The organism is Paenibacillus sp. CECT 9249 (assembly GCF_918697855.1).
GTDB lineage: Bacteria > Bacillota > Bacilli > Paenibacillales > Paenibacillaceae > MSJ-34.
Window position 1 is genome coordinate 133,509 of the sequence record NZ_CAKKLI010000003.1, and the last position, 22,907, is coordinate 156,415.

The 22,907-nt window shown below is 51.7% G+C and carries 24 protein-coding genes; 14 read left to right on the forward strand and 10 right to left on the reverse strand.

Going from position 1 to position 22,907, the window contains the following annotated elements; translation table 11 throughout:
- Positions 1-52: 52 nt before the first annotated feature.
- The gene (locus LQ229_RS04120) at positions 53-808 is read left to right on the forward strand and encodes a glucose 1-dehydrogenase (protein WP_216537220.1); all 756 of its coding nucleotides are present in this window, start codon (positions 53-55) and stop codon (positions 806-808) included.
- 89 nt (positions 809-897) lie between these two features.
- Here LQ229_RS04120 and LQ229_RS04125 read toward each other — a convergent pair whose 3' ends face one another.
- Entirely contained in the window at positions 898-1,548 is a 651-nt protein-coding gene (locus tag LQ229_RS04125; protein ID WP_216537221.1) for a metal-dependent hydrolase, read from the reverse strand.
- A gap of 202 nt (positions 1,549-1,750) precedes the next feature.
- Between LQ229_RS04125 and LQ229_RS04130 the strand changes: the two genes are divergently transcribed.
- From LQ229_RS04130 to LQ229_RS04170, 9 genes are all read left to right on the forward strand, one after another.
- Complete coding sequence (locus LQ229_RS04130) at positions 1,751-2,887, forward strand: sugar ABC transporter substrate-binding protein (protein WP_230191026.1); 1,137 nt, start codon at positions 1,751-1,753, stop codon at positions 2,885-2,887.
- Positions 2,888-2,969: 82 nt separating this feature from the next.
- Positions 2,970-4,490 carry a sugar ABC transporter ATP-binding protein gene (locus tag LQ229_RS04135; RefSeq protein WP_230191027.1) on the forward strand — a complete coding sequence of 507 codons (1,521 nt, stop codon included), beginning with the start codon at positions 2,970-2,972 and terminating at the stop codon, positions 4,488-4,490.
- Positions 4,487-5,491 (forward strand): ABC transporter permease, encoded by a 1,005-nt coding sequence (locus tag LQ229_RS04140; protein ID WP_216537222.1) that lies wholly within the window; start codon positions 4,487-4,489, stop codon positions 5,489-5,491. The genes LQ229_RS04135 and LQ229_RS04140 overlap by 4 nt, the downstream gene beginning before the upstream one ends.
- Positions 5,492-5,517: 26 nt before the next feature.
- Positions 5,518-6,735, forward strand: a complete 1,218-nt coding sequence (gene mtnK / locus LQ229_RS04145) for an S-methyl-5-thioribose kinase (RefSeq protein WP_216537223.1) — start codon at positions 5,518-5,520, stop codon at positions 6,733-6,735.
- A 198-nt stretch (positions 6,736-6,933) separates the two neighbouring features.
- The gene (locus tag LQ229_RS04150; RefSeq protein ID WP_216537224.1) at positions 6,934-7,302 is read left to right on the forward strand and encodes an LPP leucine zipper domain-containing protein; all 369 of its coding nucleotides are present in this window, start codon (positions 6,934-6,936) and stop codon (positions 7,300-7,302) included.
- A gap of 227 nt (positions 7,303-7,529) precedes the next feature.
- Positions 7,530-8,291 carry a GntR family transcriptional regulator gene (locus LQ229_RS04155; RefSeq protein ID WP_216537225.1) on the forward strand — a complete coding sequence of 254 codons (762 nt, stop codon included), beginning with the start codon at positions 7,530-7,532 and terminating at the stop codon, positions 8,289-8,291.
- A gap of 29 nt (positions 8,292-8,320) precedes the next feature.
- Positions 8,321-9,856: a xylulokinase gene (gene xylB, locus LQ229_RS04160; RefSeq protein ID WP_216537226.1), complete on the forward strand. Its 1,536-nt coding sequence runs from the start codon at positions 8,321-8,323 to the stop codon at positions 9,854-9,856.
- Position 9,857: 1 nt separating this feature from the next.
- A complete protein-coding gene (locus tag LQ229_RS04165; RefSeq protein ID WP_216537227.1) occupies positions 9,858-10,517 on the forward strand; it encodes a transaldolase family protein in 660 nt (219 codons plus the stop codon).
- 75 nt (positions 10,518-10,592) lie between these two features.
- On the forward strand, positions 10,593-12,614 hold the full coding sequence (locus LQ229_RS04170; protein ID WP_230191028.1) for a leucine-rich repeat domain-containing protein: 2,022 nt from the start codon (positions 10,593-10,595) through the stop codon (positions 12,612-12,614).
- A gap of 80 nt (positions 12,615-12,694) precedes the next feature.
- On the opposite strand, the gene LQ229_RS04175 is transcribed toward LQ229_RS04170, so the two are convergent.
- The 5 genes from LQ229_RS04175 to LQ229_RS04195 all read right to left on the reverse strand — a co-directional run bounded on the left by LQ229_RS04175 (position 12,695) and on the right by LQ229_RS04195 (position 15,423).
- The gene (locus LQ229_RS04175) at positions 12,695-13,585 is read right to left on the reverse strand and encodes an aldo/keto reductase (RefSeq protein WP_216537229.1); all 891 of its coding nucleotides are present in this window, start codon (positions 13,583-13,585) and stop codon (positions 12,695-12,697) included.
- Between the two features lie 127 nt (positions 13,586-13,712).
- A complete protein-coding gene (locus tag LQ229_RS04180; protein ID WP_216537230.1) occupies positions 13,713-13,955 on the reverse strand; it encodes an HD family phosphohydrolase in 243 nt (80 codons plus the stop codon).
- Positions 13,952-14,275 (reverse strand): YbjQ family protein, encoded by a 324-nt coding sequence (locus LQ229_RS04185; protein WP_216537231.1) that lies wholly within the window; start codon positions 14,273-14,275, stop codon positions 13,952-13,954. The genes LQ229_RS04180 and LQ229_RS04185 overlap by 4 nt, the downstream gene beginning before the upstream one ends.
- Before the next feature lie 74 nt (positions 14,276-14,349).
- Positions 14,350-14,556 carry a hypothetical protein gene (locus LQ229_RS04190; protein ID WP_216537232.1) on the reverse strand — a complete coding sequence of 69 codons (207 nt, stop codon included), beginning with the start codon at positions 14,554-14,556 and terminating at the stop codon, positions 14,350-14,352.
- Positions 14,557-14,577: 21 nt separating this feature from the next.
- Positions 14,578-15,423: an SPFH domain-containing protein gene (locus LQ229_RS04195; protein ID WP_216537233.1), complete on the reverse strand. Its 846-nt coding sequence runs from the start codon at positions 15,421-15,423 to the stop codon at positions 14,578-14,580.
- Between the two features lie 217 nt (positions 15,424-15,640).
- On the opposite strand from LQ229_RS04195, the gene LQ229_RS04200 reads away from it, so the two are divergent.
- Positions 15,641-17,170 (forward strand): DnaD domain protein, encoded by a 1,530-nt coding sequence (locus LQ229_RS04200; protein ID WP_216537251.1) that lies wholly within the window; start codon positions 15,641-15,643, stop codon positions 17,168-17,170.
- Between the two features lie 39 nt (positions 17,171-17,209).
- The gene (gene dnaI / locus LQ229_RS04205) at positions 17,210-18,163 is read left to right on the forward strand and encodes a primosomal protein DnaI (protein WP_216537234.1); all 954 of its coding nucleotides are present in this window, start codon (positions 17,210-17,212) and stop codon (positions 18,161-18,163) included.
- A 4-nt stretch (positions 18,164-18,167) separates the two neighbouring features.
- Here the strand turns inward: dnaI and LQ229_RS04210 are convergent, their stop codons facing one another.
- The 3 genes from LQ229_RS04210 to LQ229_RS04220 all read right to left on the reverse strand — a co-directional run bounded on the left by LQ229_RS04210 (position 18,168) and on the right by LQ229_RS04220 (position 18,955).
- Positions 18,168-18,500, reverse strand: a complete 333-nt coding sequence (locus LQ229_RS04210; protein ID WP_216537235.1) for a hypothetical protein — start codon at positions 18,498-18,500, stop codon at positions 18,168-18,170.
- Between the two features lie 19 nt (positions 18,501-18,519).
- Positions 18,520-18,669 (reverse strand): hypothetical protein, encoded by a 150-nt coding sequence (locus LQ229_RS04215; RefSeq protein ID WP_216537236.1) that lies wholly within the window; start codon positions 18,667-18,669, stop codon positions 18,520-18,522.
- Between the two features lie 124 nt (positions 18,670-18,793).
- Positions 18,794-18,955, reverse strand: coding sequence for a YqzM family protein (locus tag LQ229_RS04220; RefSeq protein WP_216537237.1), 162 nt, complete (start codon positions 18,953-18,955; stop codon positions 18,794-18,796).
- Between the two features lie 271 nt (positions 18,956-19,226).
- Between LQ229_RS04220 and trxA the strand changes: the two genes are divergently transcribed.
- Entirely contained in the window at positions 19,227-19,544 is a 318-nt protein-coding gene (trxA, locus tag LQ229_RS04225) for a thioredoxin (protein WP_216537238.1), read from the forward strand.
- A gap of 66 nt (positions 19,545-19,610) precedes the next feature.
- On the opposite strand, the gene LQ229_RS04230 is transcribed toward trxA, so the two are convergent.
- Positions 19,611-21,050 carry an MFS transporter gene (locus tag LQ229_RS04230; protein ID WP_230191029.1) on the reverse strand — a complete coding sequence of 480 codons (1,440 nt, stop codon included), beginning with the start codon at positions 21,048-21,050 and terminating at the stop codon, positions 19,611-19,613.
- Positions 21,051-21,332: 282 nt separating this feature from the next.
- On the opposite strand from LQ229_RS04230, the gene LQ229_RS04235 reads away from it, so the two are divergent.
- The gene (locus tag LQ229_RS04235) at positions 21,333-22,889 is read left to right on the forward strand and encodes a sugar ABC transporter ATP-binding protein (RefSeq protein WP_216536655.1); all 1,557 of its coding nucleotides are present in this window, start codon (positions 21,333-21,335) and stop codon (positions 22,887-22,889) included.
- Positions 22,890-22,907: the final 18 nt, after the last annotated feature.

A 22,907-nucleotide genomic window follows, 5' to 3' on the forward strand; every position in this document is an offset into this window, starting at 1 on the left:
GCAACAATGAAAAGACCACAAATTTCTTCATATAAATAGGGGGTCAACAGAGATGGCTCGTTTAGAAAATAAAGTAGCGATCGTAACAGGCGCAGGCAGCGGGATGGGAAGAGAAGAAGCGCTGCTGTTCGCGAGGGAAGGTGCCAAAGTCGTAGCCACCGACATCCGGGAGGAGACTGTTCGCGAAGTTGTCGCCCTCATTCAAGAAAACGGCGGCGAAGCGGCCGGCTTCTCCCATAACGTCGCTTCGGAAGATCAATGGGCTCAGATTGTGAAAGAGACGATCGCAAAATACGGCAAGGTGGATATTCTCGTTAACAACGCCGGCGTTTCCGGCGATGCGACGCGGATGCATGAAATTACGCTGGAAACGTGGAATAAAATTATGGACATCAATTTGACGGGCACGTTCCTCGGCATGAAATACGTCATTCCTCACATGCTGGCAAATAAGGGCGGGTCCATCGTGAACATTTCTTCGATCGCCGGTTTGACGGGCGGCAGCGGAGCGGGACCCTATACGGCATCCAAAGGAGCGGTGCGTCTGTTAACTAAAGCGGCGGCGGTCGACTATGCGAAAGACAACATTCGCGTCAATTCGGTTCATCCGGGATATATCGAAACGCCAATGACGACCGGATTGTTCGCGGATGAGCGGATGATGCAATGGTTCCTGTCCCAAACACCGTTGCCGCGTCTCGGCAAAGCGATCGATGTGGCGGAAGGCGTGCTGTTCCTGGCATCCGACGCCTCCTCGTTCATCACAGGCATTGAACTGCCGGTCGATGGCGGTTATTCGGCACAATAATAGGCTTCATGAACGAAATCCCGTTCTTCGCATAGGAGAACGGGATTTCGCCGTTTGGCCGCCATGGTCTAAAGCTGTTCCTGACAGGACTATCGCTTCAAAGGAACTTTGATCGCTTTCTTGTATAAGGGGTATAGCCATTTGACGCCGCTCGGCGTCAGCGTATCGGCCAGCAGATGGGACAAATAGCCGGCTGCCGCAACGGTTGCGATCCCTTCGATTTGCAAGTCGCGCTCCATGCCTGATCCGATCGCCGTCCATAGGATAACAGCCCATACGGTATGGGTCATGCCTCTATGCTTCAGCCATGGCGCGCAAGCGATAAACAAGCCTAAACCGATCAGCCAGCTTGCAGAGGCGATCCATCCCGCCGCTATCAATCCGGCGCCGATCAGGCTGATCAGCGCATTGCGAATGACGCCGGCTTTCGCGACGCAGCCGAGCAGGAACAGGACGACCGTGACGGTTGCGAATGCCCTGTCTATCGATTGATGTACGAAATACATATAAATGACGCCCGCGAAAGAGAGGACGCCGGACCAAAGGATAAGTTCATGAAGCATCTTCGATAATTTGCCGAGCTTGCTGCTAAGCATGCTCGGTCCGTCCAGATCCGCGCTCAAAGCCGAGAAGGCCGCGATCGATATGTACAAGACGGCATGATTGAAGCTGAACGGGTAGTAGGCGGCGGCCGCCAAGCCGATGGTTGCGCCGATTGCGAGATGTGTTGTTCCTTTCATGCTTCCTCCTATGACTGATGATGTCGGTAGATCGCGAACACATGACAAACATATGTTTGCTTATCCATTATACACGCCAGCTCTTGTCCATACAACCTTGGATAAAAATGAAAAAACTATTGACTATTAAATTTATATCCGATAGGATTACTAGTAATTATATTTTTGTGTTACAAGTGATGACTGAAGGGGCGTATAGTGGATGCACAAATGGAAACAGAACAAATGGATCATCTTGGTGCTGGCGGTTATGTTGATCGCTACAGCATGCTCGAACGGCGGAGGCGGGGAAGCTGCGCCGACTGCTTCCGAAGGAGAAACTCCGGCGGTTAATGAAAAGGTAGAGAACTTGCCGGACAAAATAGCGCAAAAAGATAAGGTGAAAATTATGGTGGTCCGCAAAATCGGCGGGGACGACCATACGGCGCAATTTTTGGCCGGGGCAAAGCAAGAGGGCGAATCGCTCGGCTTCACCGTAGATTCGTTCTCGGCTAACGGCGACACGGCCAAATTCCATGACGCCATCGCGCAAGCGCTGGAGAAAGACTATGACGGCTTCATCATTTCGCATGGCGACGATGCGGCTACGGTGGAAGATGTCAAGAAAATAACCGGAAAAGGCATTCCGGTCGTTACATTCGACTCGACGCCGGATTTGGAGCAGATCGAAGGCGTGACTCTCACGTCCCAGGACGACGAGGCTCTGGCGAAATTCGCTTTGGATCAATTGATTCAAGAACAAGGAAATGATGCGAAGATCGTCTATTTATGGGTCGACGGCTTCCCGCCGATGGTCAGACGCAATCACGTCTATCAAGAGACGCTGCAGCAAAACCCCGGCATCAAGGAAGTTGAAAGATTCGGCATCGCCTCGGCCGACACTTCGGTGCAAACGCAAAATGCGGTAGCGGCCATGCTGACCAAGCATCCGAAAGGCGAGATCGACGCGATCTTCGCGGCTTGGGACGCATTTGCGATCGGCGCTACCCGCGCGATCAAGGAAGCGGGCCGAGATGAAATCAAAATTTACGGCATCGACGTGTCCAATGCGGATCTGCAAGCGATGCAGGAAGAAGGCAGCCCGTGGGCGGCGACAGCCGCGGTCGATCCGAAAATGATCGGAGCGGTGAATGTAAGAATTCTCGCCGGCAAAATTGCCGGCGAAGAAACGCCGCAAAAATATGACCTGGAAGCCGCTCTTATTACACAGGATAAATTGAAACAGGCAAGCGAAGCTGTAAACATGGTTAACTTGGCCGACATTATCCCGGGTTGGGGCACTACGGACGCTTTCGAGACGGATTGGATGAAAGCTTTGAAGGAAGCGAACAAAAAGTAACAGAAAATATGTTATCGCCAAGCGCTCTTATGCATGTAAGAGCGCTTGCTAATGGTTATTTCCCGTTGGAGGTGAGAAGTGGATGAAACAATCGGAGCAAATCGAACTGGAGATGAATCATATATCCATTGCTTTTCCCGGCGTTCAGGCGCTGGCTGGCGTCGACTTCCGGACGGCGACCGGAAGTTCCCATGCGCTGATCGGCGCGAACGGCGCGGGCAAATCGACGTTGATGAAAGTGCTCTCCGGCGCGTACGGCCATTATACGGGCGAAATACGAATCGGCGGACGGGAAGTGAATATCCGCTCGCCTAAAGATGCGAAAGATTTGGGTATTCAAATCGTCTATCAGGAAGTCGATACGGCGTTGATCCCGTACTTGACGGTCGGCGAGAACATTATGCTGGACGACATGGTTGCGGGCATGGGGAAGAAGCAGTTGATCCGTTGGCGCGGGCTGCATCGCAGCGCGCAGGATATATTGAACAAAATTAATGTGCGGGTTTCTTCGAAAACAACGGTTAGCGAGCTGTCGTTGGCCGAAAAGCAAATGGTGCTAATCGCCCGGGCGATCTCCAAATCTTGCAGGTTTCTTATTTTGGACGAGCCAACGGCGCCGCTCAGCCGTTCGGAAACCGATCAATTGTTCCGCATCGTCCGCGAACTGAAGCGGGACAATGTCGGCGTTATTTTCATCTCCCACCGGCTTCCGGAATTATACGAAATATGCGACGAAATTACCGTCATGCGCGACGGGAAATTCGTCGCCAAAGCGAATATGGCCGATATCGCGCAGCATGAGGTCGTCGAGCATATGCTCGGACGCAAGCTGGAACAGCAGTTTCCGAGGGAAGAGCGCGTCATCGGGGAGATCGGTTTTGAAGCGCGCCGATTTACCGTTCCCGGCAAAATCGATCATATCGATTTGTATGTTCGCAAAGGGGAAATCGTCGGCTTGGCCGGGCTCGTCGGAGCCGGCAAGACGGAGCTATGCAAAGCGTTGTTCGGAGCGTCCGAATCCGCTTCCGGGGAGCGCCTTCTGCACGGCGCCGACATTCGCGTGAGAACGCCGTACGATGCGGTGAGGCAAGGGATCGCCCTCGTTCCGGAGGAGCGGAGAAAAGAAGGGGTTCTCGTCGGCGAATCGGTCGTTGCGAACTTGACGGCGGCGAGCCTTGCGCAGTTTTGCACATGGGGACAGATCGTCAGCGGCAAGCGGGAAAGGACGGCGGCGGCCCAAATGATCGGCGACTTGGGAATTAAAACGCCGCATGGGCAGACCGTCGTGCGCAACTTGTCGGGCGGCAATCAGCAAAAAGTGGCTATCGGCAAATGGTTGATTGCGGATGCCGAAGTCTACATTTTTGACGAACCGACGAAAGGCGTCGACGTGGGGGCGAAAAAAGATATATTTACGCTTATCGCCGAGCTCGCCAAACGCGGGAAGTGCGTTATTTATGCGACATGCGAGCTGTCCGAGCTGATGGGCATCACCGATCGAACCTATGTGCTGTACGACGGCAAAATTGTAAAAGAGCTGGAAACGAAAAATACGAACGAAGAAGAATTGCTGTTCTATTCGACAGGAGGCATGCCGGCATGAATTCGCCAAAGCCCGTCCGAACGAAATCCGGATCGATGAACGCTTCATTTCATCTTATCGGGTTTCTATACAAATACGGAACGATCCTCACTATCTTGCTGCTCATTGCCGTGTTCGGCGCAATGTCCAGCAGCTTTTTGCAACCGACCAACATTATTAACATATTGCGCTCTATTTCGATCGTAACGATTATTGCAACCGGAATTACGATATCGTTAACCGTCGGCGGATTCGATCTTTCCGTCGGATCGACGGCCTCGATCGCCAACGCGTTCGTCATCTCGATGTTCGTGTGGCATGGGCTGAACGTCCCGGCCGGCATCGTCTTGACGCTGCTCGTCTGCCTTGCCGTGGGCGTTGTTAACTCCTTTTTCATCGTCAAATTCAAAATTCAAGATATGCTGATTACGCTCGCCATGATGTTCGTCTTTCAAGGGATCGCTTTGACGTATACCCGCGGGGCGACGATATCGCAAAATATGATTATGCCTGACGGCAATTTCGCAACAGGGCAAATTCCGGCTTTATTCGGCAAAATCGGCCAGGTGCCGTGGATTATTGTCATTATGCTGACAATCGTCGTTCTCGTGCATCTGTTCCTGACCTATACGAAACACGGACGCTTCATGTATGTTATCGGCGGCAATATGGAGGCGGCGAAGCTGTCGGGAATTCCCGTCAATCGCTACCGCGTGCTCGCTTATTTGCTGTCGGCTCTATTCGCCGCGATCGGCGGCATTATACTCGGCGCGCGCGTCATGACCGCGGAAGTGAATGCCGGAGCGCCTTACTTGATGGACGCCGTGGCGGCCGCATTTATCGGATTTTCCGTTCTCGGGGCGGGGAAGCCGAATGCGATCGGAACGTTCGTCGGCGCCGTGTTGATCGGTATTCTGCAGAATGGGCTCGTCATGTTGTCCGTCCCTTACTATGCGATGGATATTGTGAAGGGCGCCGTTCTTGCTTTTGCTTTGGCGATCACCTATTATAGGAGAAATTAGTGGAAACGAGAGGGGAAAAATGGGGCATGAGCGACTTTCAAGCTTACTTTACGATGAAAGAACCGGATGCGATCGAGTATGCGCGGACAAAATTGGATTTTTTCGCGGAAGGCGCCAAGCTGACATGCGAGGAAATCGGCGACGGCAATTTGAACTATGTGTTCCGAATTGTCGACGAAAACACGGGGAAATCCGTTATTATTAAACAGGCCGGACCTGTCGCGAGAATTTCCGACGAATTCAAAGTATCGACGGATCGCAACCGGATCGAGAGCGAAATTTTGCAAATGCAATATAAACTGGCTCCCGGCTTGGTGCCGCAAGTGTATAAGTACGATGTCGTAATGAACTGCTGCGCGATGGAGGATTTGTCCGATCACGAAATTATGCGAAAAGCGCTGATGGAATATAAGCAATTTCCGCTGTTTGCCGACCATATTACGACATTTCTGGTCAATACGCTGCTTTTGACCAGCGATGTCGTGCTGCATCATAAAGAAAAGAAAGAACTCGTTAAACGTTTCGTCAATCCGGATTTATGCGAAATCACCGAAGATCTGGTATATACCGAGCCGTTCTACGATTGTCCGCGCAACGATATTTTCCCGGCTACGCGCGCGTTCGCGAAGCGGCATTTATGGGAGGACGAGGCGCTGCAATTGGAAACGGCGAAGCTGAAATTCGAATTTATGAGCAATGCCCAATCGCTGCTGCACGGCGATCTTCATACAGGCTCGATCTTCATTAAGCCCGACTCGACGAAAATGATCGATCCCGAGTTTGCTTTCTACGGTCCGGCCGGCTACGATGTCGGCAATGTAATTGCCAATCTCGTCTTCGCCTATCTGTACGCGGATGCGACGTTGGAAGAAGGCGAGCGGCGCGACGTTCATATGGAATGGCTGCTTGCGACGATTGAAGACATCGTGGATACGTTCCAGGAGAAATTCGCGCAAGCCTGGCAAGAGCATGCAACCGAACGGACAGCGGGCTACAAAGGCTTCCGGGAATATTATTTGGGTGCGATTTTGCGTGACACGGCAGCCGCCGCCGGTTTGGAGCTATGCCGCAGAACGCTCGGCATCGCGCATGTCAAGGATATCGTCTCTATCGCCGATTCGACAGCCAGAGAAAAGGCGGAGAGAGCTTGTCTCATTCTCGGCAAGAAATTTATTATGGAGCGCGGGCATTATACAACCGGCGCCGATTATGTGAGAGCAATACGGAACGAAATCCGATATTGAATCCCATAGATCCATTGGGTACAATAGTTTTATCTCGTATCATCGTAGGCTTCCATACCGGCTTTATATCGTGGTCATCGCAATAGTCGGACAAGGCGTTTTCCTGCATCTATCGTCTCACGAAACGAAGTGTATGTTTCCGAAGCGGGATATCGACGAGATTCGATTTCGATTACATGTTAAGGAGGATGAGCGTAAATGTCAGAAGAACGTTTTAATCGTCTGGAAGGGATGATGACGCAACTGATCGGTATGGTAGGCAATGTATTAAATGAACAGCAATCGATGAAGAGCGATATCGCAACGTTGAAGAGCGATGTTGGAACGCTAAAAGGCGATGTTGCCACGTTGAAGAGCGACGTTGGAACGCTAAAGAGCGATGTTGCCACGTTGAAGAGCGACGTGAGCGCGTTAAAAGAGGAGATGAGCGTCGTGAATCAGCGGCTGGATCGCATAGAGAAGCAAAACGCCTCTTTTCACGATACGATCACTTATCTAATGGATAAATCGAATAAACACGACCATGATATTCATGTTTTGCAACAAAGGCTGATTAGACAAGTGTGACCCTGTAGATGGACCGGGAAGCGGATTCGTAATATCCGCAACTCCCGGTCCGTTTTTATTCGGTCGCGCATAAAGCCGCATCATCGATAGCAATCCAATCATCGGTAAGATTCGCGATTGACGAATACGGCATCGTATGATGTAATAGACTGTAACTGGTAATGACGACCTGATGAGTTGAGAAGGATCGATCGATGAAAATATGCGAAACGAGGTGGCAAACAGCGTTGAACTCAATCGGCAAGAACGGCAACGAAATATCGAAGCAAGCCCCGGTTCCTTTGTACTATCAATTAAAGGAGATTTTGAAACGGGCGATCGAACGGCAGGAATGGCGGCCAGGCGATCTGATTCCGTCGGAGCGGGAACTGATGGAACGCTACGATATTAGCCGTCCGACCGTAAGACAGGCGGTCGCGGAGCTTGTAAACGAAGGGCTGCTGCGCAAAGAGCACGGCAGAGGGACGTTCGTGGCCAGTCCGAAAATTACGGGACGGTTTCTAGAAACGTTGGGGAGCTTTCAACATGAAATGGAACTGCAAGGGCTGCCGTTCGCAACCGTCGTCGTACAACAGAAGATCGTGCCTGCCGATCAAGCGCCGCAAGAAATTTTCGCGAATCGATACGAATCGTACCTATTGCTGGAGCGGCTGCGCGTTGTGAAGAACGAGCCGTACGTTGTCGCAACGACTTACGTTCCGCTGGCGCTCGCGCCGGGCATTGAGGGCGAAGATTTCGAGCAAGTATCGTTATATCGGCTTATGGAGGACAGATATCATTACCGAATCGGTTATGCTCGCCGAACGATCGAATCCGAGCATGCAACCCCGGAACTGGCTGCGATGCTTCGGATCAAACACCGGGACGCGATTCAGAAAATCAGCACCGTCGGCTATTTGGATTCGGATATGCCGTTCGAATATACGATCGGACGATATCGGGGAGATGTCAGCAATTTCACGGTTACCGTTCCTTACCGGCGGCCTTAACAATGAAATCGGAGGAGGATGGATGCGGGATGTCGACCAAATATATATTGGCTCATGACATCGGCACGACAGGCAACAAAGCGACATTGTACACAAGCGGCGGGGAAAAGATCGGGAGCGCCTTCTACGGATATGAAACGCATTATCCGCAAGTCGGCTGGGCCGAGCAAAATCCCGACGATTGGTGGGAGGCGGTATGCGTCTCCACCCGCAAGCTGCTGCAAACGACGCAAACGGGACAAGACCATATCGGCTGCGTCTCGTTCAGCGGGCAAATGATGGGCTGTTTGTTGGTGGATAAGCGGGGCGTGCCGCTTGAACGCTCGATCATTTGGGCGGATATGCGGGCCGAGGCGGAAGCGGACTGGATGCTGAACCGGCTTGGGATGGAATATGCGTATCGGATGACAGGGCATCGCATCAGTTCTTCCTACCCCGGGCCGAAACTGCTATGGATCAAGCGGCGTCGTCCGGACATTTACGGGCAAGCGGCGAAAATGCTTCAAGCGAAAGATTATTTGGCATACAAAATGACGGGGGCATTCGCGACCGATTATTCCGACGCTTCCGCGACCAATCTATTCGATTTGTCCGCGAAGCGCTGGTCGGAGCGCATCATCGAAGCATGCGGTTTCGATATGAATCTATTGCCCGCCCCTTATCCGTCAGCGACCGTCATTGGCGAAGTGACGGCGGAAGCCGCCGCCGCAACCGGCTTGAAACAAGGAACGAGCGTCGTCATCGGGGGCGGAGACGGATGCTGCGCCGCCGCCGGCGCGGGTGTCATGAACGAAGGAGAGTCTTTCAATTGCATCGGCACGTCTTCGTGGATTTCGATTGCGACGAACGAACCTCTTTTCGATCCTGCCATGAGAACCTTTACGTTCGTTCATTTGGACCCGGCCCAATATGTGCCTACCGGAACGATGCAATGCGGAGGCGCTTCGCTGCAATGGCTGAAAAACCGCTTTTACGCGGCGGAGTCTGCAAGCGCTTCAAACGTTTATGACCTGTTGAATGCGGAAGCGGCCGCTTCTCCCGCCGGCGCGAATCGGCTGCTGTATCTCCCCTATTTGCTGGGGGAGAGGGCTCCGCGCTGGAATCCCGATGCGCGGGGAGCCTTTATCGGCCTGCATATGAAGCATGACCGGGGCGATTTGGCGAGGGCGGTGATGGAAGGAGTAGGCTATAACCTGAAAATCGTGCTCGATACGTTCCGCGGACAAGGCGTATCGATCGATCGGATGCGGGTATTGGGTGGCGGTGCGAAAAGCCCGTTATGGCGCCAAATTCTCGCAGACATTTACGATACGGAAATATCGGTTCCCGCCGATCTGGAAGAAGCTACTTCGATGGGAGCGGCGATGGCCGGCGCGGTCGGAGCCGGCTTGATTCCGTCCTTCTCCGCGGCGAAACGATGGATCAAGGAAGTATCGACGCATCAACCGGCGCGGGAATATCGGCAAATCTATGACGAGATGTTCGACATATTCGAACAAAGTTATCGCCAATTGCTGCCTATCTATCAATCTTTGAAACAAGTAAACGGAAAAACGGAGGGGTAATATGGAACTTTATCTCGATACGGGAAATTTGGAGCATATACGATCGGGCATGGAGTTGGGCTTTTTGGATGGAATTACGACGAATCCGAGCATTTTGGCGAAAGAAAAAAAGGCGCCGATGGAATTGCTGAAGGAAATCGACCGAATCGTTCCCGGGAAAGTATGGTACCAGGTGACGGGACGGACGGCGGCGGATATGATTCGGGAGGCGCGGGAAGCGGCGAGCCTATGCAAACGTCCGGTCATCAAATTTCCGATGAGCATGGACAGCTTGCAGGCGCTGCATGCCATTTCCAAGGACGGAATCGAAACGAATATGACGCTTGTCTACACACCGGGGCAGGCCGTTCTGGCGGCGAAGGCGGGGGCGGTTTATATCAGTCCGTATCTGGGCCGGATCGACGATGTCGGCGCATCGGGCCTCGCCTTTGTTCGAGAAGTTCGGGAAATGTACCGGACGCTCGGATTTGAGACGAAAATTATCGCCGCCAGCATTCGCGGCACGCAGCATGTCGTCGACGCCGCCAAGCTCGGGGTGGACGCGATGACGATGTCGTACGAGGTGTTCCGGGATTTGGCGGTACATCCGTTAACGGAAAAAGGAAGCAGGCAATTCGCGGACGATTGGGAAGCCTTGCTTGGCGAATCCGGCACTATTTGAATTTCCAAAATTAAGCTATAATAAAATGGTTCTATTCTATCATTCTAGTATTTGACGGAAAGGAAGTTATCAATCGTGCCAAGATTTGCATCTATCGTTAGATTCCATCCGCGCGCCTATTGGATCGTTGCTGCCTCGATGCTGGCTTTGCTCGCGGGTTATGCCATGCATCCCGCCGGTGTCCATGCCTCGTCCGAAGAGAGCCGGACAGGCCATTCCATTGAACAAGTCGTCGAGAAATGGTGGCAATACCGCCCTGCCTACGCCGGCAATCCTTATGCGGAACAGCCCGGCTTGTATCCCCCGTATCGAACGGGCAAGCTGGACTCTGATTATTTGCAGGACGGGATTCATACCATCAACTTTATGCGTTTCTTGGCGGGGATGCCGGAAAACGCGATGTTGGACGAAGCGCTGAACGATCAAGCCATGCAATCCGTCATTCGAAACGCCGTCGCCGATCTGAAATCCGCCGGGCAATCGATGCCCGATTTGCCCGCAGCGCTCGGTCAACAAGCCGGATCGGGCAATATCGGATATTTGACATTTAATGTCACCAATCCGATGTTGGGATTGCCGTCTTTGCAAGAAGCGGTGAGCGGAACGATAAGAGATACCTCTTCCCTTGAGCGGCTCTCCGGCAAACGGAATACGTTTCTGGCGCCTGAGAGAACGCGGTTCGGCTTTGGCTTTGCATTTACGCCTTCGCTTCACTACCGGAGCATCGCGTTCAACACCCCTGCCGATTCGGGCGCGGCCGATTACGATTATATCGCCTGGCCGGGAGCCGGAGCGTTTCCGCTGAGCGAAATGTCGGAATACGACGGTTGGACCGTGCGCCTGAATCCGAATAAGTATGGGAATTTATCCGCAAGCCAAGTGAAAGTAACGTTGCAGCGGATCAACGACAACAAGACATGGTCCTTCAGCGCCGCGGATCAAGGAAAGCAGGGGGACCGGGCTTCCAAATTTTTTGCCGTCGATTCCGCCTCCGGCAGCATCACATTTCGTCCGGACCAGTTGATGTTTCTTAACGATTACGATGTGTACAAGGTACATATTTCCGGCATTCGGGACAATGGAGGAAGCGAGAAGACGATTTCCTACGAAGTCCGTTTCTTCGATCTTCCGCCGGACGGAATGACCAAAGAGTATATCGCGGATTGGAAGTCTCGCTCCGGAAAGCCTGCCGGATCCGACCGCAAAGTGCGTTTCGCGAACAAAGAGTTTGAAGCCGCAATAAGGCTCATGCTGAATAAGCCGGAAGACGACGTAACGGAAGCCGAAATGGCCAGAATCCGCTTCCTGGAGCTGATGGACGATCCGGGGAAAGATGCCGCTCTGCTGGCGAAACTGACCCATTTGCGAACGTTGTTCCTGTTCGATGATTTGTCGGACTACAGCTTTCTAAAACAAACGAAATATTTGCAAAGGGTGGAGTATCAATCGTGGACGAGCGAAAAATCCGGATTGATAGACGCCGTCGAAACGACGCCGTTACCCTACATGGACAATTTCCAAATCTACACTCCGGTTCGAATCGGCTCGATCGACAAGCTTATCTCCCATATTCCCAATGTCCGCACGCTTACATTGGAGAGCGGAGATATCGACAGCTTGCAGCCGCTCCTTCCGCTGCATCGGCAGTTGAAACGGCTTACGGTCAACGGCGAGAATTTAACCGATATCTCGGCGCTCGACCGCTTTCAATTGCAGGAATTGCGTCTGGAGTCGGCCAAAATGAAAGACGTTTCCGCTCATATCGCCAAGCAGAAACGTTTGAACGTTCTGCGCGTCAGTTACTCGGGAATCAATGATCTGTCGTTTGCGTCCTCCTTGCCGGGATTAATGTCGCTGGACATTTCGGGCAACCGGATAAGCGATTTGTCGCCATTGGCCGCTCTGCCGAATTTAGCCGAATTGTATGCGGTCCAAAACCGGATTAAAGACATATCCGTATTAAAGCAATTGAAACATTTAAACACGGTTAACGTTTCTTACAACGGGATGGACGCCGGAGCAAGCAAAGCCGCAGCGGATATTGCTGTGGAATTGAGAGAACGGGGCGTTTACTTCGAAGACCAGCCGCAATCTTGACGGCTGGCCCCAATAAGAGAAAACACGCAAGACGGTGTTCCGTTGCCGCTCTGCGTGTTTTCTCTTATCTATGCGCTTGTTTACACCAGTTCGGCCGCGCGCGCGTTGCTCTCGACCTGTTCTACATTTTTGCAGCCCGGTATGACGCAAGTGACGGCATCGTTGCGCAGACACCATGCAAGCGCCCACTCCGCCATCGGGACGCCCGGCGGAACCTCGTTCCGCCGGATTTCCTCCGCTTGCTCGAGCTTCCGCTTCACTTCCGCGGGATCGTGATTTTGCCGCACGTCGTTGGCGGCGAATGTCGCCCCCGGCTTGTACTTGCCGCTCAAATATCCGCTGGCCAGCGGCACCCGGGCCAACACGCCGAGATTTTGCTCCCGGCACGAGGGGAATACCCGCTCTTCCGGTTCCCGTTCCAGCCGGTTGTACACCAACTGTATGGCGCCGGCGCCAACGCGGGCCGCCGATTCGGTCTGATGCATGCTGTTGCTCTTATTCAGCGACAGTCCTAGATGGCGCACTTTCCCCGCTTGCACCTGCTTGTCCAAGGCCGTCCATAGATCGTCGTTATCAAACGCTTTGTCGTCGCCGGAGTGGAATTGGTACAAGTCGATATAATCCGTCTGCAGCGCCCGCAGCGAATCGTCCAATTGGCGAAGCACTTCCTGCGCCCCGTATTGCGGGGTACGGTTCAGGTGGGAATGGAACTTGTGCCCGAATTTGGTGGCGATAATCCAATCTTCGCGCCGGTCTTTGCGCACGAATTCGCCGATTAACGATTCCGACAAATGATCGCCGTAGCATTCCGCAGTGTCGATCAAGTTGATGCCCAATTCCTTCGCTCTGCCCAATATTTCGTCCGCTTCCCGCTGCGTATAGTCGCGGCCCCATTCTCCGCCGAACTGCCACGTTCCGATGCCGATTACGGATACGTTCAGATCCGTCTTGCCGAGTTTGCGGTATTTCATATGCGATGCACACCTTTCCTCGTTTTTACGTCTATGTTTTGGATACTTCTATCATATATAAAAAACGGCGCTGGCGCCAATAACGAATCCCCGGGGCGATACGGATGTATAAGCTCCGGGGATTATGTTATTCCTCGACCCGAACGTATTCGCGCTCGCCGGTCTTTGGATGGTAGTATACTTGATATTTTTGTCCGTCTTTCGGATCGAAAAATATTTCCTTGGTTTTGACGAAATCGCCGCCGTACAACGATTGCTTCGGATCGCGGCCATTGCTCCGGTACCTTTTATCGAAATAGCGCCAACTGATCCATAGGATAAGCAGGAAGCCCGCGACTTGCAGAACGATCCACGCGATTCCCCAAATCACGTCAGCGGCCTCGCTTGCACAGCCGTTCCGTAGGCGACGATCTCGCTCATGTTGCTGCCGATATCGCCGCTGTCGAAGCGCATCATAACAACTGCGTTGGCTCCCATCGCATGCGCGTTTTGAATCATCCGGTCGATCGCTTGCCGGCGGGCGTCTTCGATCATTTGCGTATATTGCGTCACTTCGCCGCCAACGAGCCCTTTCAGCGACGCCATAATATCTCCGCCGAGCCCCCGCGCCCGCACAACGACGCCGAACGCCGTTCCGTACACTTCCGTGATTTCGTAATTTTTAATGTTTTCCGTTGTCGTAATTAGCATGATCCTGTTCGCTCCTTTTTACATGAAATGATCGCTTGCCTTATATTACGGTTTCAAGTGACTTTCATCATTATTCATTTACGATCGGACGTATCCGGCTGCGGCGGCGCATTATCCCGCTTGCCTGCGCTTCCGCCGATTCTTCCCGCCCGCGAAGCGGCCTCGCGCAGCAGAAATTCGATATGGCCGTTTACGCTGCGGAATTCGTCCGCGGCCCAGCGCTCCAGCGCCTCGTACAGTTTCGGATCGATTCGCAGCGGGAAATTTTTTTTGGCTGGCATTGCGGTTACCCTTGGCCTTTGTTAGTAAAGGCTGCCCGTATTGATTACAGGCGAAGCGCCGCGATCCGACACAATGGCCACCATCAAATTGTTAATCATTGCCGCTTTGCGTTCCTCGTCCAGTTCAACCCCGCCTTCGGCCTGCAGTTGGGCGATCGCGAGCGCAACCATGCTGACGGCGCCTTCGACGATTTTTTGCCGGGCGGACACGATGGCCATCGCCTGTTGGCGCTGCAGCATCGCGCCGGCGATTTCCGTCGAATAGGCCAGATGCGTCAACCGCGCCTCGATCACTTCCACGCCGGCGACGGCAAGCCGCGCTTGCAGTTCCTGGCTTAATTCAAGCGCTACTTCCTCGGCGTTGCCGCGCAAGGAGTAACCGCCGTCTTCGAATGTATCGTACGGGTATTTGCTGGCTACATGGCGCAAGCCCGTCTCGCTTTGGATTTCGACGAATTGTTCGTAATTGTCGACATCGAAGGTGGCTTTGGCCGTATCGACGACCTTGAATACGATCACCGCGGCGATTTCGATCGGATTGCCTTCGATATCGTTCACCTTCAGTTTCGCGCTGTTAAAGTTGCGGACGCGCAGCGATACCTTGCGGTAGGTGGAGAAAGGAACGGTAATCCAGAATCCGCTCTCGCGAATCGTCCCCATATACCGGCCGAAGAACGTGACGACCGCGGCCTGATTCGGCTGGACGACGACCGGCGCCGTGAAAGAGGCGGCTCCGATCAATGCAATGACGATTCCGACTAACTCCAGTTGCGTCATCAAGAGAAGATACGCTCCCAATACTACGCAAGCAAGCGTAAACAAAGCCGCCAAAAATCCATTCACCCGAAAAGCTTTTTTCTCTTTCATCGTACATGCTCCTTTACTGTTCATTATGATATATATTATATTGATACTCATTTGATATTCATATGATATCACTTTTACATAAAAATGTAAAATGTAAATAAATCCAATTCCGCCAATTTCCTTTGCTAACCCCCTTCATTCTAGTATGTTCGACATCCCTTTTATGATAGAATAGGATAGATACGGATTCGTGAACGACAATGAGGTGACACGGACGATGCGCATTACGAATTTGCTGCATTTTACTGAGAATCACAGATACTGTACATACCGGGATTTTTCGTTGAGCGCGCTCGATTACAAAATGCTCAACTTCATATATCAACCGCTTGTAGGAGCCTTTGCGATCGGCTTCTATCAACTGCTCTATCAGCATGTGCCCGGCGAACGCGTCGGATATTCCCGCATGGAGCAGCAGCGCCGTTTGTTTCTGACGCTGGGGGTCGACCCGAGCGAGAAGGGACGGAAATATTTGATCGAGCAAGCGTCGAAGCTGGAAGCGGTCGGCTTGCTGCAGACGTCCCGCATTTACGTTCCCGAAACGGACGATGCGATCTACGAGTATGAGCTGCATGCCCCGCTTTCGCCGAACGAATTTTTCAAGACACAGCATTTGACGCTTCTCCTGCGCGACAAAGTCGGCAAGTTTTCCGTACTCGCGCTGCGGGAGCAATTTTGCGCGGAAGAGCCCGAGGAATTGACGCATATCGCCTTGCATAAGGAAGATTTATCGATTCCGTTCTACGAATTGTTTACGCTCAACACGCATGTGATCGATTATGAGTTGGAGCAAGCGCTCACGGAAGTATCCCCGCCGCGGCAGGCCGCCTTTCGAATGGGTTCGGGTTTGGCCGATTCCGGGCTCAATTATGCGGATATTATTTCCCGTTTTCCGCGCATATCCGCCAATCGCGTCTATGTCGAACGATTGCGCTACGAACCGGAACAGCTCGGAATCATCAATTATGTGGTGAAAAAATATAAGCTGACGCTGCAAGATATTTGCAGTCTACTGGACGAGGACGGCATGTTCGACGAGCAAGGCGAGGTTCGGCTCGACGAACTGCAGCGGCGGGCGAATTTGCAATACCGCCAAGGGAAGAGGCGGGCTGAGGAAACCGAAAGGCTCGTACATAAAGTTGCGGGCATGCGCCGGGAGGAAGAAGCGGCCGCCGCGGCCGAGCGCTTATCCGTCGAGCATGCGGTGGAAATGGAGTATTACTTGGACGTGCCGGTGCAATTTCAAGGCAAATGCGACATTCATCAATATAACATGATGATGCGCAACGAACCGTACACGGAAATGCTCAAAAAATTTTTCCCCGGCTCGGTTCCCGATAACTTGCTGGACATGTTCGAGAAAATCGATTTAAATTATAAATTGCCCGAAGAAGTGATCAACGTATTGATTCATTATTTGATGTCTTTGCTGATTGGCGGGACCAATCAACGCATCAACCGCAATTTCGTCGATGCGATCGCATCGAACATGCTGATGAAGCAAATCGATACGTACGAGAAAGCGGTGCGGCATATTCGCGACCAGGAGAAAATAGGGCAGAACGCGGAATCCGCGAAGAAAAGCGGCGGAACGACGCGGCGCGGACGAACCGGATACGATAAAACTGGCAAGCAAAAGCCGAATATTCCGATTATCCAGAACGTCCCGCAAGGCCGGGCCGTAACGCCGGAACAGCTGGAGGAAATGCGTAAAGTCGCCCGCAAGCTGGATCAAAAAAACGAATAGCCGCAAACTAGGAATCCGAACGAGAAAGGTGCATGTCAAATGGAATCGTTAGGGCAACTTCTGAAACAAATACCAAGCCGCGAAATGTGGGAAAGAGCGGAGGAGAAAGCGGCGAAGCTGCTGAACGACCCGCTTATCGTCAAGCTGCGCGCGAAGTATCCCGAACTGGACGAATCGGCGCTGAAAGCGAATATGAACCGGTTGTATCAATACGTATCGGAATATTACCATTGTTCGAATTGTCCCGGTCTGGACGCATGTCCGAACGATTTTCAAGGGCATTATACGCTGCTGTCGGCCGAAACGGTGAACGATTCGGTGCAGTTATACGACCGGAAAGTATCATGCAAAAAATTTAACGCGCGCAGATCCCAGGAACAAATACGCAATCGCGTGCGCAGCTTCTATGTCGATGAAACGGCGTTGAACCAAGGTTATTCCGCCGACGAAATATTAGTTCGGGATTTGGAGCGCGCGCCGGCGGCCGGCGAAGTGCTGACCTATATTTTGCAAACAAAGGAACAAGGGCTGCAGAAAAAGGGACTGTATCTGGTAGGCAAATTCGGCACGGGCAAAACGTTTTTAATGTGCTATTTGCTGTATGAATTGGCCAAAGCGGGATACTCGGGCGTGATCGTCTATATGCCGGAGTTTGTCGAAGATTTGAAGTCCATGATGACGGACGGGGCGAAGCTGAAAGAAACGGTCGAACTGATGAAGGAAACCGACCTGCTCATTTTTGACGATATCGGCGCGGAGAACTTGAATCCGTGGGTGCGCGATCATGTGATGGGCGCAATATTGAATTACCGGATGAACCGCAAGCCTACCTTCTATACTTCCAATTATGAATTGGATGCGCTTGAGAAGCATTTCAGCTTTACGAGCAAAGACGGGGAAGAGGCGTACAAGGGACAACGGCTGATGGACCGCGTCCGCCCGTTCGTCGATGTCGTCGTCGTGAACGGGGAGAACAAGCGCGGAACTTCCTAACGTTCTACGGTTCCCCAAGGCCTTCCAAACGTTGCATGAGACGGGATTGCCGTATCGCCTGTTTCGTTTCGTCGGTGCCAAGCTTGTAGATCAGTTCGTATATCCGGTTCAAATACGAATCGTACATGTCGTTATCCGGATCGACGTGGTACGGATAAGCGGGAATATGCGCGCGATAGAACGTCTTCTGGTCGGCTTCCGATTTGAAATCGAACAGCGATTGCAATTTGTCGACTTCCTCTTGAGTAGCCTGTATTTCGAATTCGTAAGGCGTGGCGCCTTGCTCGGTCAAGATCGAGCTCGATTGGACGGATACGTAATATGTTTGTTTCTCCATGGGGACCTCCGGTGCAAGCTTAATATTTGATCGAATAATAGACGACCGCGACAATGACAATCGCGATGAGAACGAAATAAGGAATAATCGCCGGGTTTTTCAGTATCGGATTCTTCTTCATGTTGGCGTAGTTTTGTTCGTTCATCATATCCTTTTCCTCTTCTTTCACAACGACCGCTCCTTTGCTTCGGTATGTAGTTGACGTGAATAGTTTGTCCAAATAAAAAAGTCTGATTCGCGCCGTTAGACGTCGAGTCAGACTTTTTCCCGTTTTGCCCATGAAGCCGTTCGGATTAGCTGATCATATACTTAATCGCAACCATCGCAAAGAATATGACAAACATAAACCCGAACATGTAAGTGAAGCCTTTCATCAAATCGCCGAAATCGTCGGTCGGGTTCTCGTTCACATGCTCCCGCGGATCCGCCATGTTTACATTCGCATTAGCTTTCATTACTGACCTCCTGAACGTTCGACACCGATTTGTGCAATGAATCTCATCACAAAATTGGAATCCAAATGTTTACTTCAAGTATACAGAACTACTCGTTCATTTGTAAAGTAACCGAAAGTGACAAATATGAGTCATCTTCGCAAAAAGAAAAACATTGTGGTATACTTTACATGATAATTAAGAACATAAGAATAATTCGTAAGCGTATGTCATCGAAGCCGGCAGCCGGCTATCGAATGTGTCGCTTGCAAAACTTTTAGGAGGAATTGTCATGGCAATTGTCAATGTGTCGGATCAATCTTTTAAAACGGAAGTGGAAAGCCAAGGTACGGTATTGGTCGATTTTTGGGCGCCATGGTGCGGACCGTGCAAAATGCTCGCTCCGATCTTAGAAGAGCTTGACTCCGAAGTTGGTGATCAAGTGAAAATTGCGAAATTGAACGTGGATGACAATCCGGAATCGGCATCCCGGTTTGGCGTGATGAGCATTCCGACATTAATCGTGTTTAAGGACGGTCAACCGGTCGATAAAGTGGTCGGCTTGAATTCCAAAGACGCGTTGAAAAATATGTTGAGCAAACATCAATAATTGACGATGAATAAGCAAGCCCTCCGGTTGGAGGGCTTGCTTATTTGTTGCCTGAAGCGAGGTCCGCTAATGGTTCAACGCGTAATCGCTTTGCTTGTCGAAGGCGACGATTGCAGCATAGAGCAGGAGGATCGATCCTGTGAACAGAAACCCTCCGGCAATAGGGAAGGGCAGCCAGCCCAATACGGAAGATCCGGCGACGACGCCTAACGAGAAGAAGGCGTAGAAATAACCGTATGCTTTCCCGCGCAGCTTGGCGGGCGTCGCTCTTATAAGCATCGTATTAATAGACGGGAACAGGAAGGCAAAGCCTACCCCATACAGACCTAACACGATGTAAAGCGCCCATACCGTCGTTGATTGGCTTATGAGCAGTTGGCTCAATCCCATCAAACCGATGCCTGCCGCCATTGTTCCCGATGGGGCGACACGGTCGAAAATACGGTTCGTAGGAAGTACAAATATAAGGACCGCAATGATTCCGAATGCGCTCATCAAGGTGCCGCTTAATTTCGAATCATGTCCCAGCGTTTGAACATGCAAAGGCAGCAGATAGGCGATTGCGCCTTGCGAGAACATTAAGAAAAAAGCGCCGCCATAAGCTTTTGCCACCCCTGCGTTGAAGAACGAACCCGATGCTTGCGCGGCGGCAACGTCCTTTTCTTTTTTCGCCATGTTGTACTTGCGCAGAAAAACGGCGGACAGGAGGGCGAGTAGAAGCCCGATCGCCGCAACGCACGTAAAGACGAACGGTACGGAAGTTTTGCTTGCCGTAATGCCGCTGAAAGCGGGGCCGATAATGGCAGCCAGCCCCACAAAGGTGCCGGTGAAGGCGACTTTTTTCCCTTGCTGGTCTTTCACCGTCGTATTGGCAGAGAAGGTGAAGGCGGCCGGAACAATCAATCCCGCGACAAAACCGTGAATGATGCGAACGGCGATCAACGCGGCGGGCCGGTCGACGAACTGATACAGCAGCAGGGCAACGCTCGATAGAATCAATCCCGCCATTAACATTTTGAAAGGCCCGACCTTGTCGGTTTTAATGCCGGATAGAACATTGCCCAGCGTATTAGCCAGCGAATACAACCCGATGACAAAGCCGGCGATAAACGGGGTGGCGCCGACGGAAGTCGCGAATGTACTCATGACCGGCAACTGCGAGAACAGATCGAAGAAAGAGAAAAATACGATACCGTATACGAGCAAGGAATAGTTAAACGGCCGTACATCGTATTTGGCTTGCGCCTTCTTCAGCTTTCCGTCCAACACAAAATTGGCGAACGGGACGAAGGCCGCGACAAGCGCTGCAACAGACCAAAGAATATTCCACTTTACTCGCAGCCCCGCATAAATGATGGCCAGCGCATACAGCATGAAGATCCCGCCGTGCAGGCTTCCGACAACCGTTACCGCTTTGTCTATCCCCCAAATATACTTCAAGGGCATAGCGATGCCAAGCAATACTAGTAATGAAATACCGTCAAAAATACCTGCTATACGCAACATATAGATTGGATGTGCCCGCACTTGTAATAACCCCTATCGATATATGGAATGGATGACTCTATTCTATCATTTTGCCGGACGTATCATGCATACCGTGCGAAGGGAAAATGTTAAAAATCCATTACAATTCCAACCTGCGATGTTCCGTCCGCTTGTTCCGAACTTCCAACGGTCGATACCAAAAATCATAATATAATCAACTTTTTACAGGAAAATATTCAATTCCTTTTGTTTCCATGCGCCTATAAAATGAAGTCACGCACAATACGGGGGGTGCAGCAAATGAACGAAGAGAATCAGCCGTCTAACGCGGCGGGGCCGCTCGTCCTGATGGAAGGGATCGAGAAACGCTTTCCCGGGGTTCATGCTCTCGACCAATGCCGGTTTGAATTGAAGGCAGGCGAAATCCATGCGCTGGTCGGGGAGAACGGAGCGGGCAAATCGACGCTAATGAAAATATTGACGGGCGTTTATCGGAAAGACGCCGGCCGCATCGTTTACAAAGGGAAGGAAGTTGACATTCCGAACACGAAGGCGGCGCAGCATTTAGGCATCGGCATCATTCATCAAGAACTGAATTTAATGCCGCATTTAACGGTGGCGCAAAATATGTATATCGGCCGCGAACCGCGCAAAGCGTTCAAGCTGTTTCTGGACGAAAAGGAATTGAACGCACGGGTTGAGACATTGTTGAAGAAAATGAATGTGCAGCTCGATCCCCGGATCAAAGTGTCCGAGTTAACGGTTGCCAAGCAGCAAATGGTCGAAATTGCGAAAGCGCTGTCATTCGATTCGGAAGTCCTCATTATGGATGAGCCTACGGCGGCGTTAACCGATGCGGAGATCGAAGAATTGTTTCGCATCATTCGGCAATTGCGCGAGAATGGCGTAGGGATTGTCTATATTTCGCATCGAATGGAAGAGTTGAAGCGCATTACGGACCGGATTACGGTGATGCGCGACGGCTGCTATATCGATACCGTACCGACGAAGGAAACTTCTATCGACAAGATTATCTCGATGATGGTAGGACGGCAAATTTATACGGATTCGAAGCCGGAGATCGAAGATCAGGCGCGGGAAACGGTTCTGGAAGTGAAACATTTGCATGCAGGCTCTACGCTCAAAGATATTAATTTCAAATTGCGCAAAGGGGAAATTCTGGGCTTTGCGGGGCTCATGGGCGCAGGACGCACGGAAGTGGCGCGGGCTATCTTCGGCGCAGATCCGATCGATTCCGGAGAAATTTATGTTCATGGAAACAAAGTGAAGATCAGAAATCCTCACGATGCGGTCCGGCAAGGAATCGGTTATTTATCCGAAGATCGGAAACGGTACGGCCTGATTGTGGATATGAACGTGAAAATAAACAATTCGATGGCGGCCATGAAGAAATTTACGATTTGGGGCTGGGTGAACAAAACGAAGATGCGCAAAACCGCCGCCCATTTTGCCGAAGCGTTGAAAGTGAAAACGCCGAGCGTCATGCAGAAGGTGAAATTTCTGTCCGGGGGCAACCAGCAGAAAGTCGTAATCGGAAAATGGTTGACGCGCGATTGCGATATTTTAATTTTTGACGAGCCTACGCGCGGGATCGACGTCGGCGCCAAAAGCGAAATTTATAAGCTGTTGATCGATTTGGTCGGGCAGGGAAAATCGCTTATCGTCATTTCGTCGGAATTGCCGGAAGTTCTCCGCCTCAGCCATCGCATTATCGTGATGTGCGAGGGAAGAATTACGGGAGAATTGGATAACAAAGAGGCTACCCAAGAAATGATTATGAAATATGCGACGATGCGTGAACCCGAGATGAATGAGCATGGTGTTATAAAGATATGAAATCGAGGTGTTCTTACG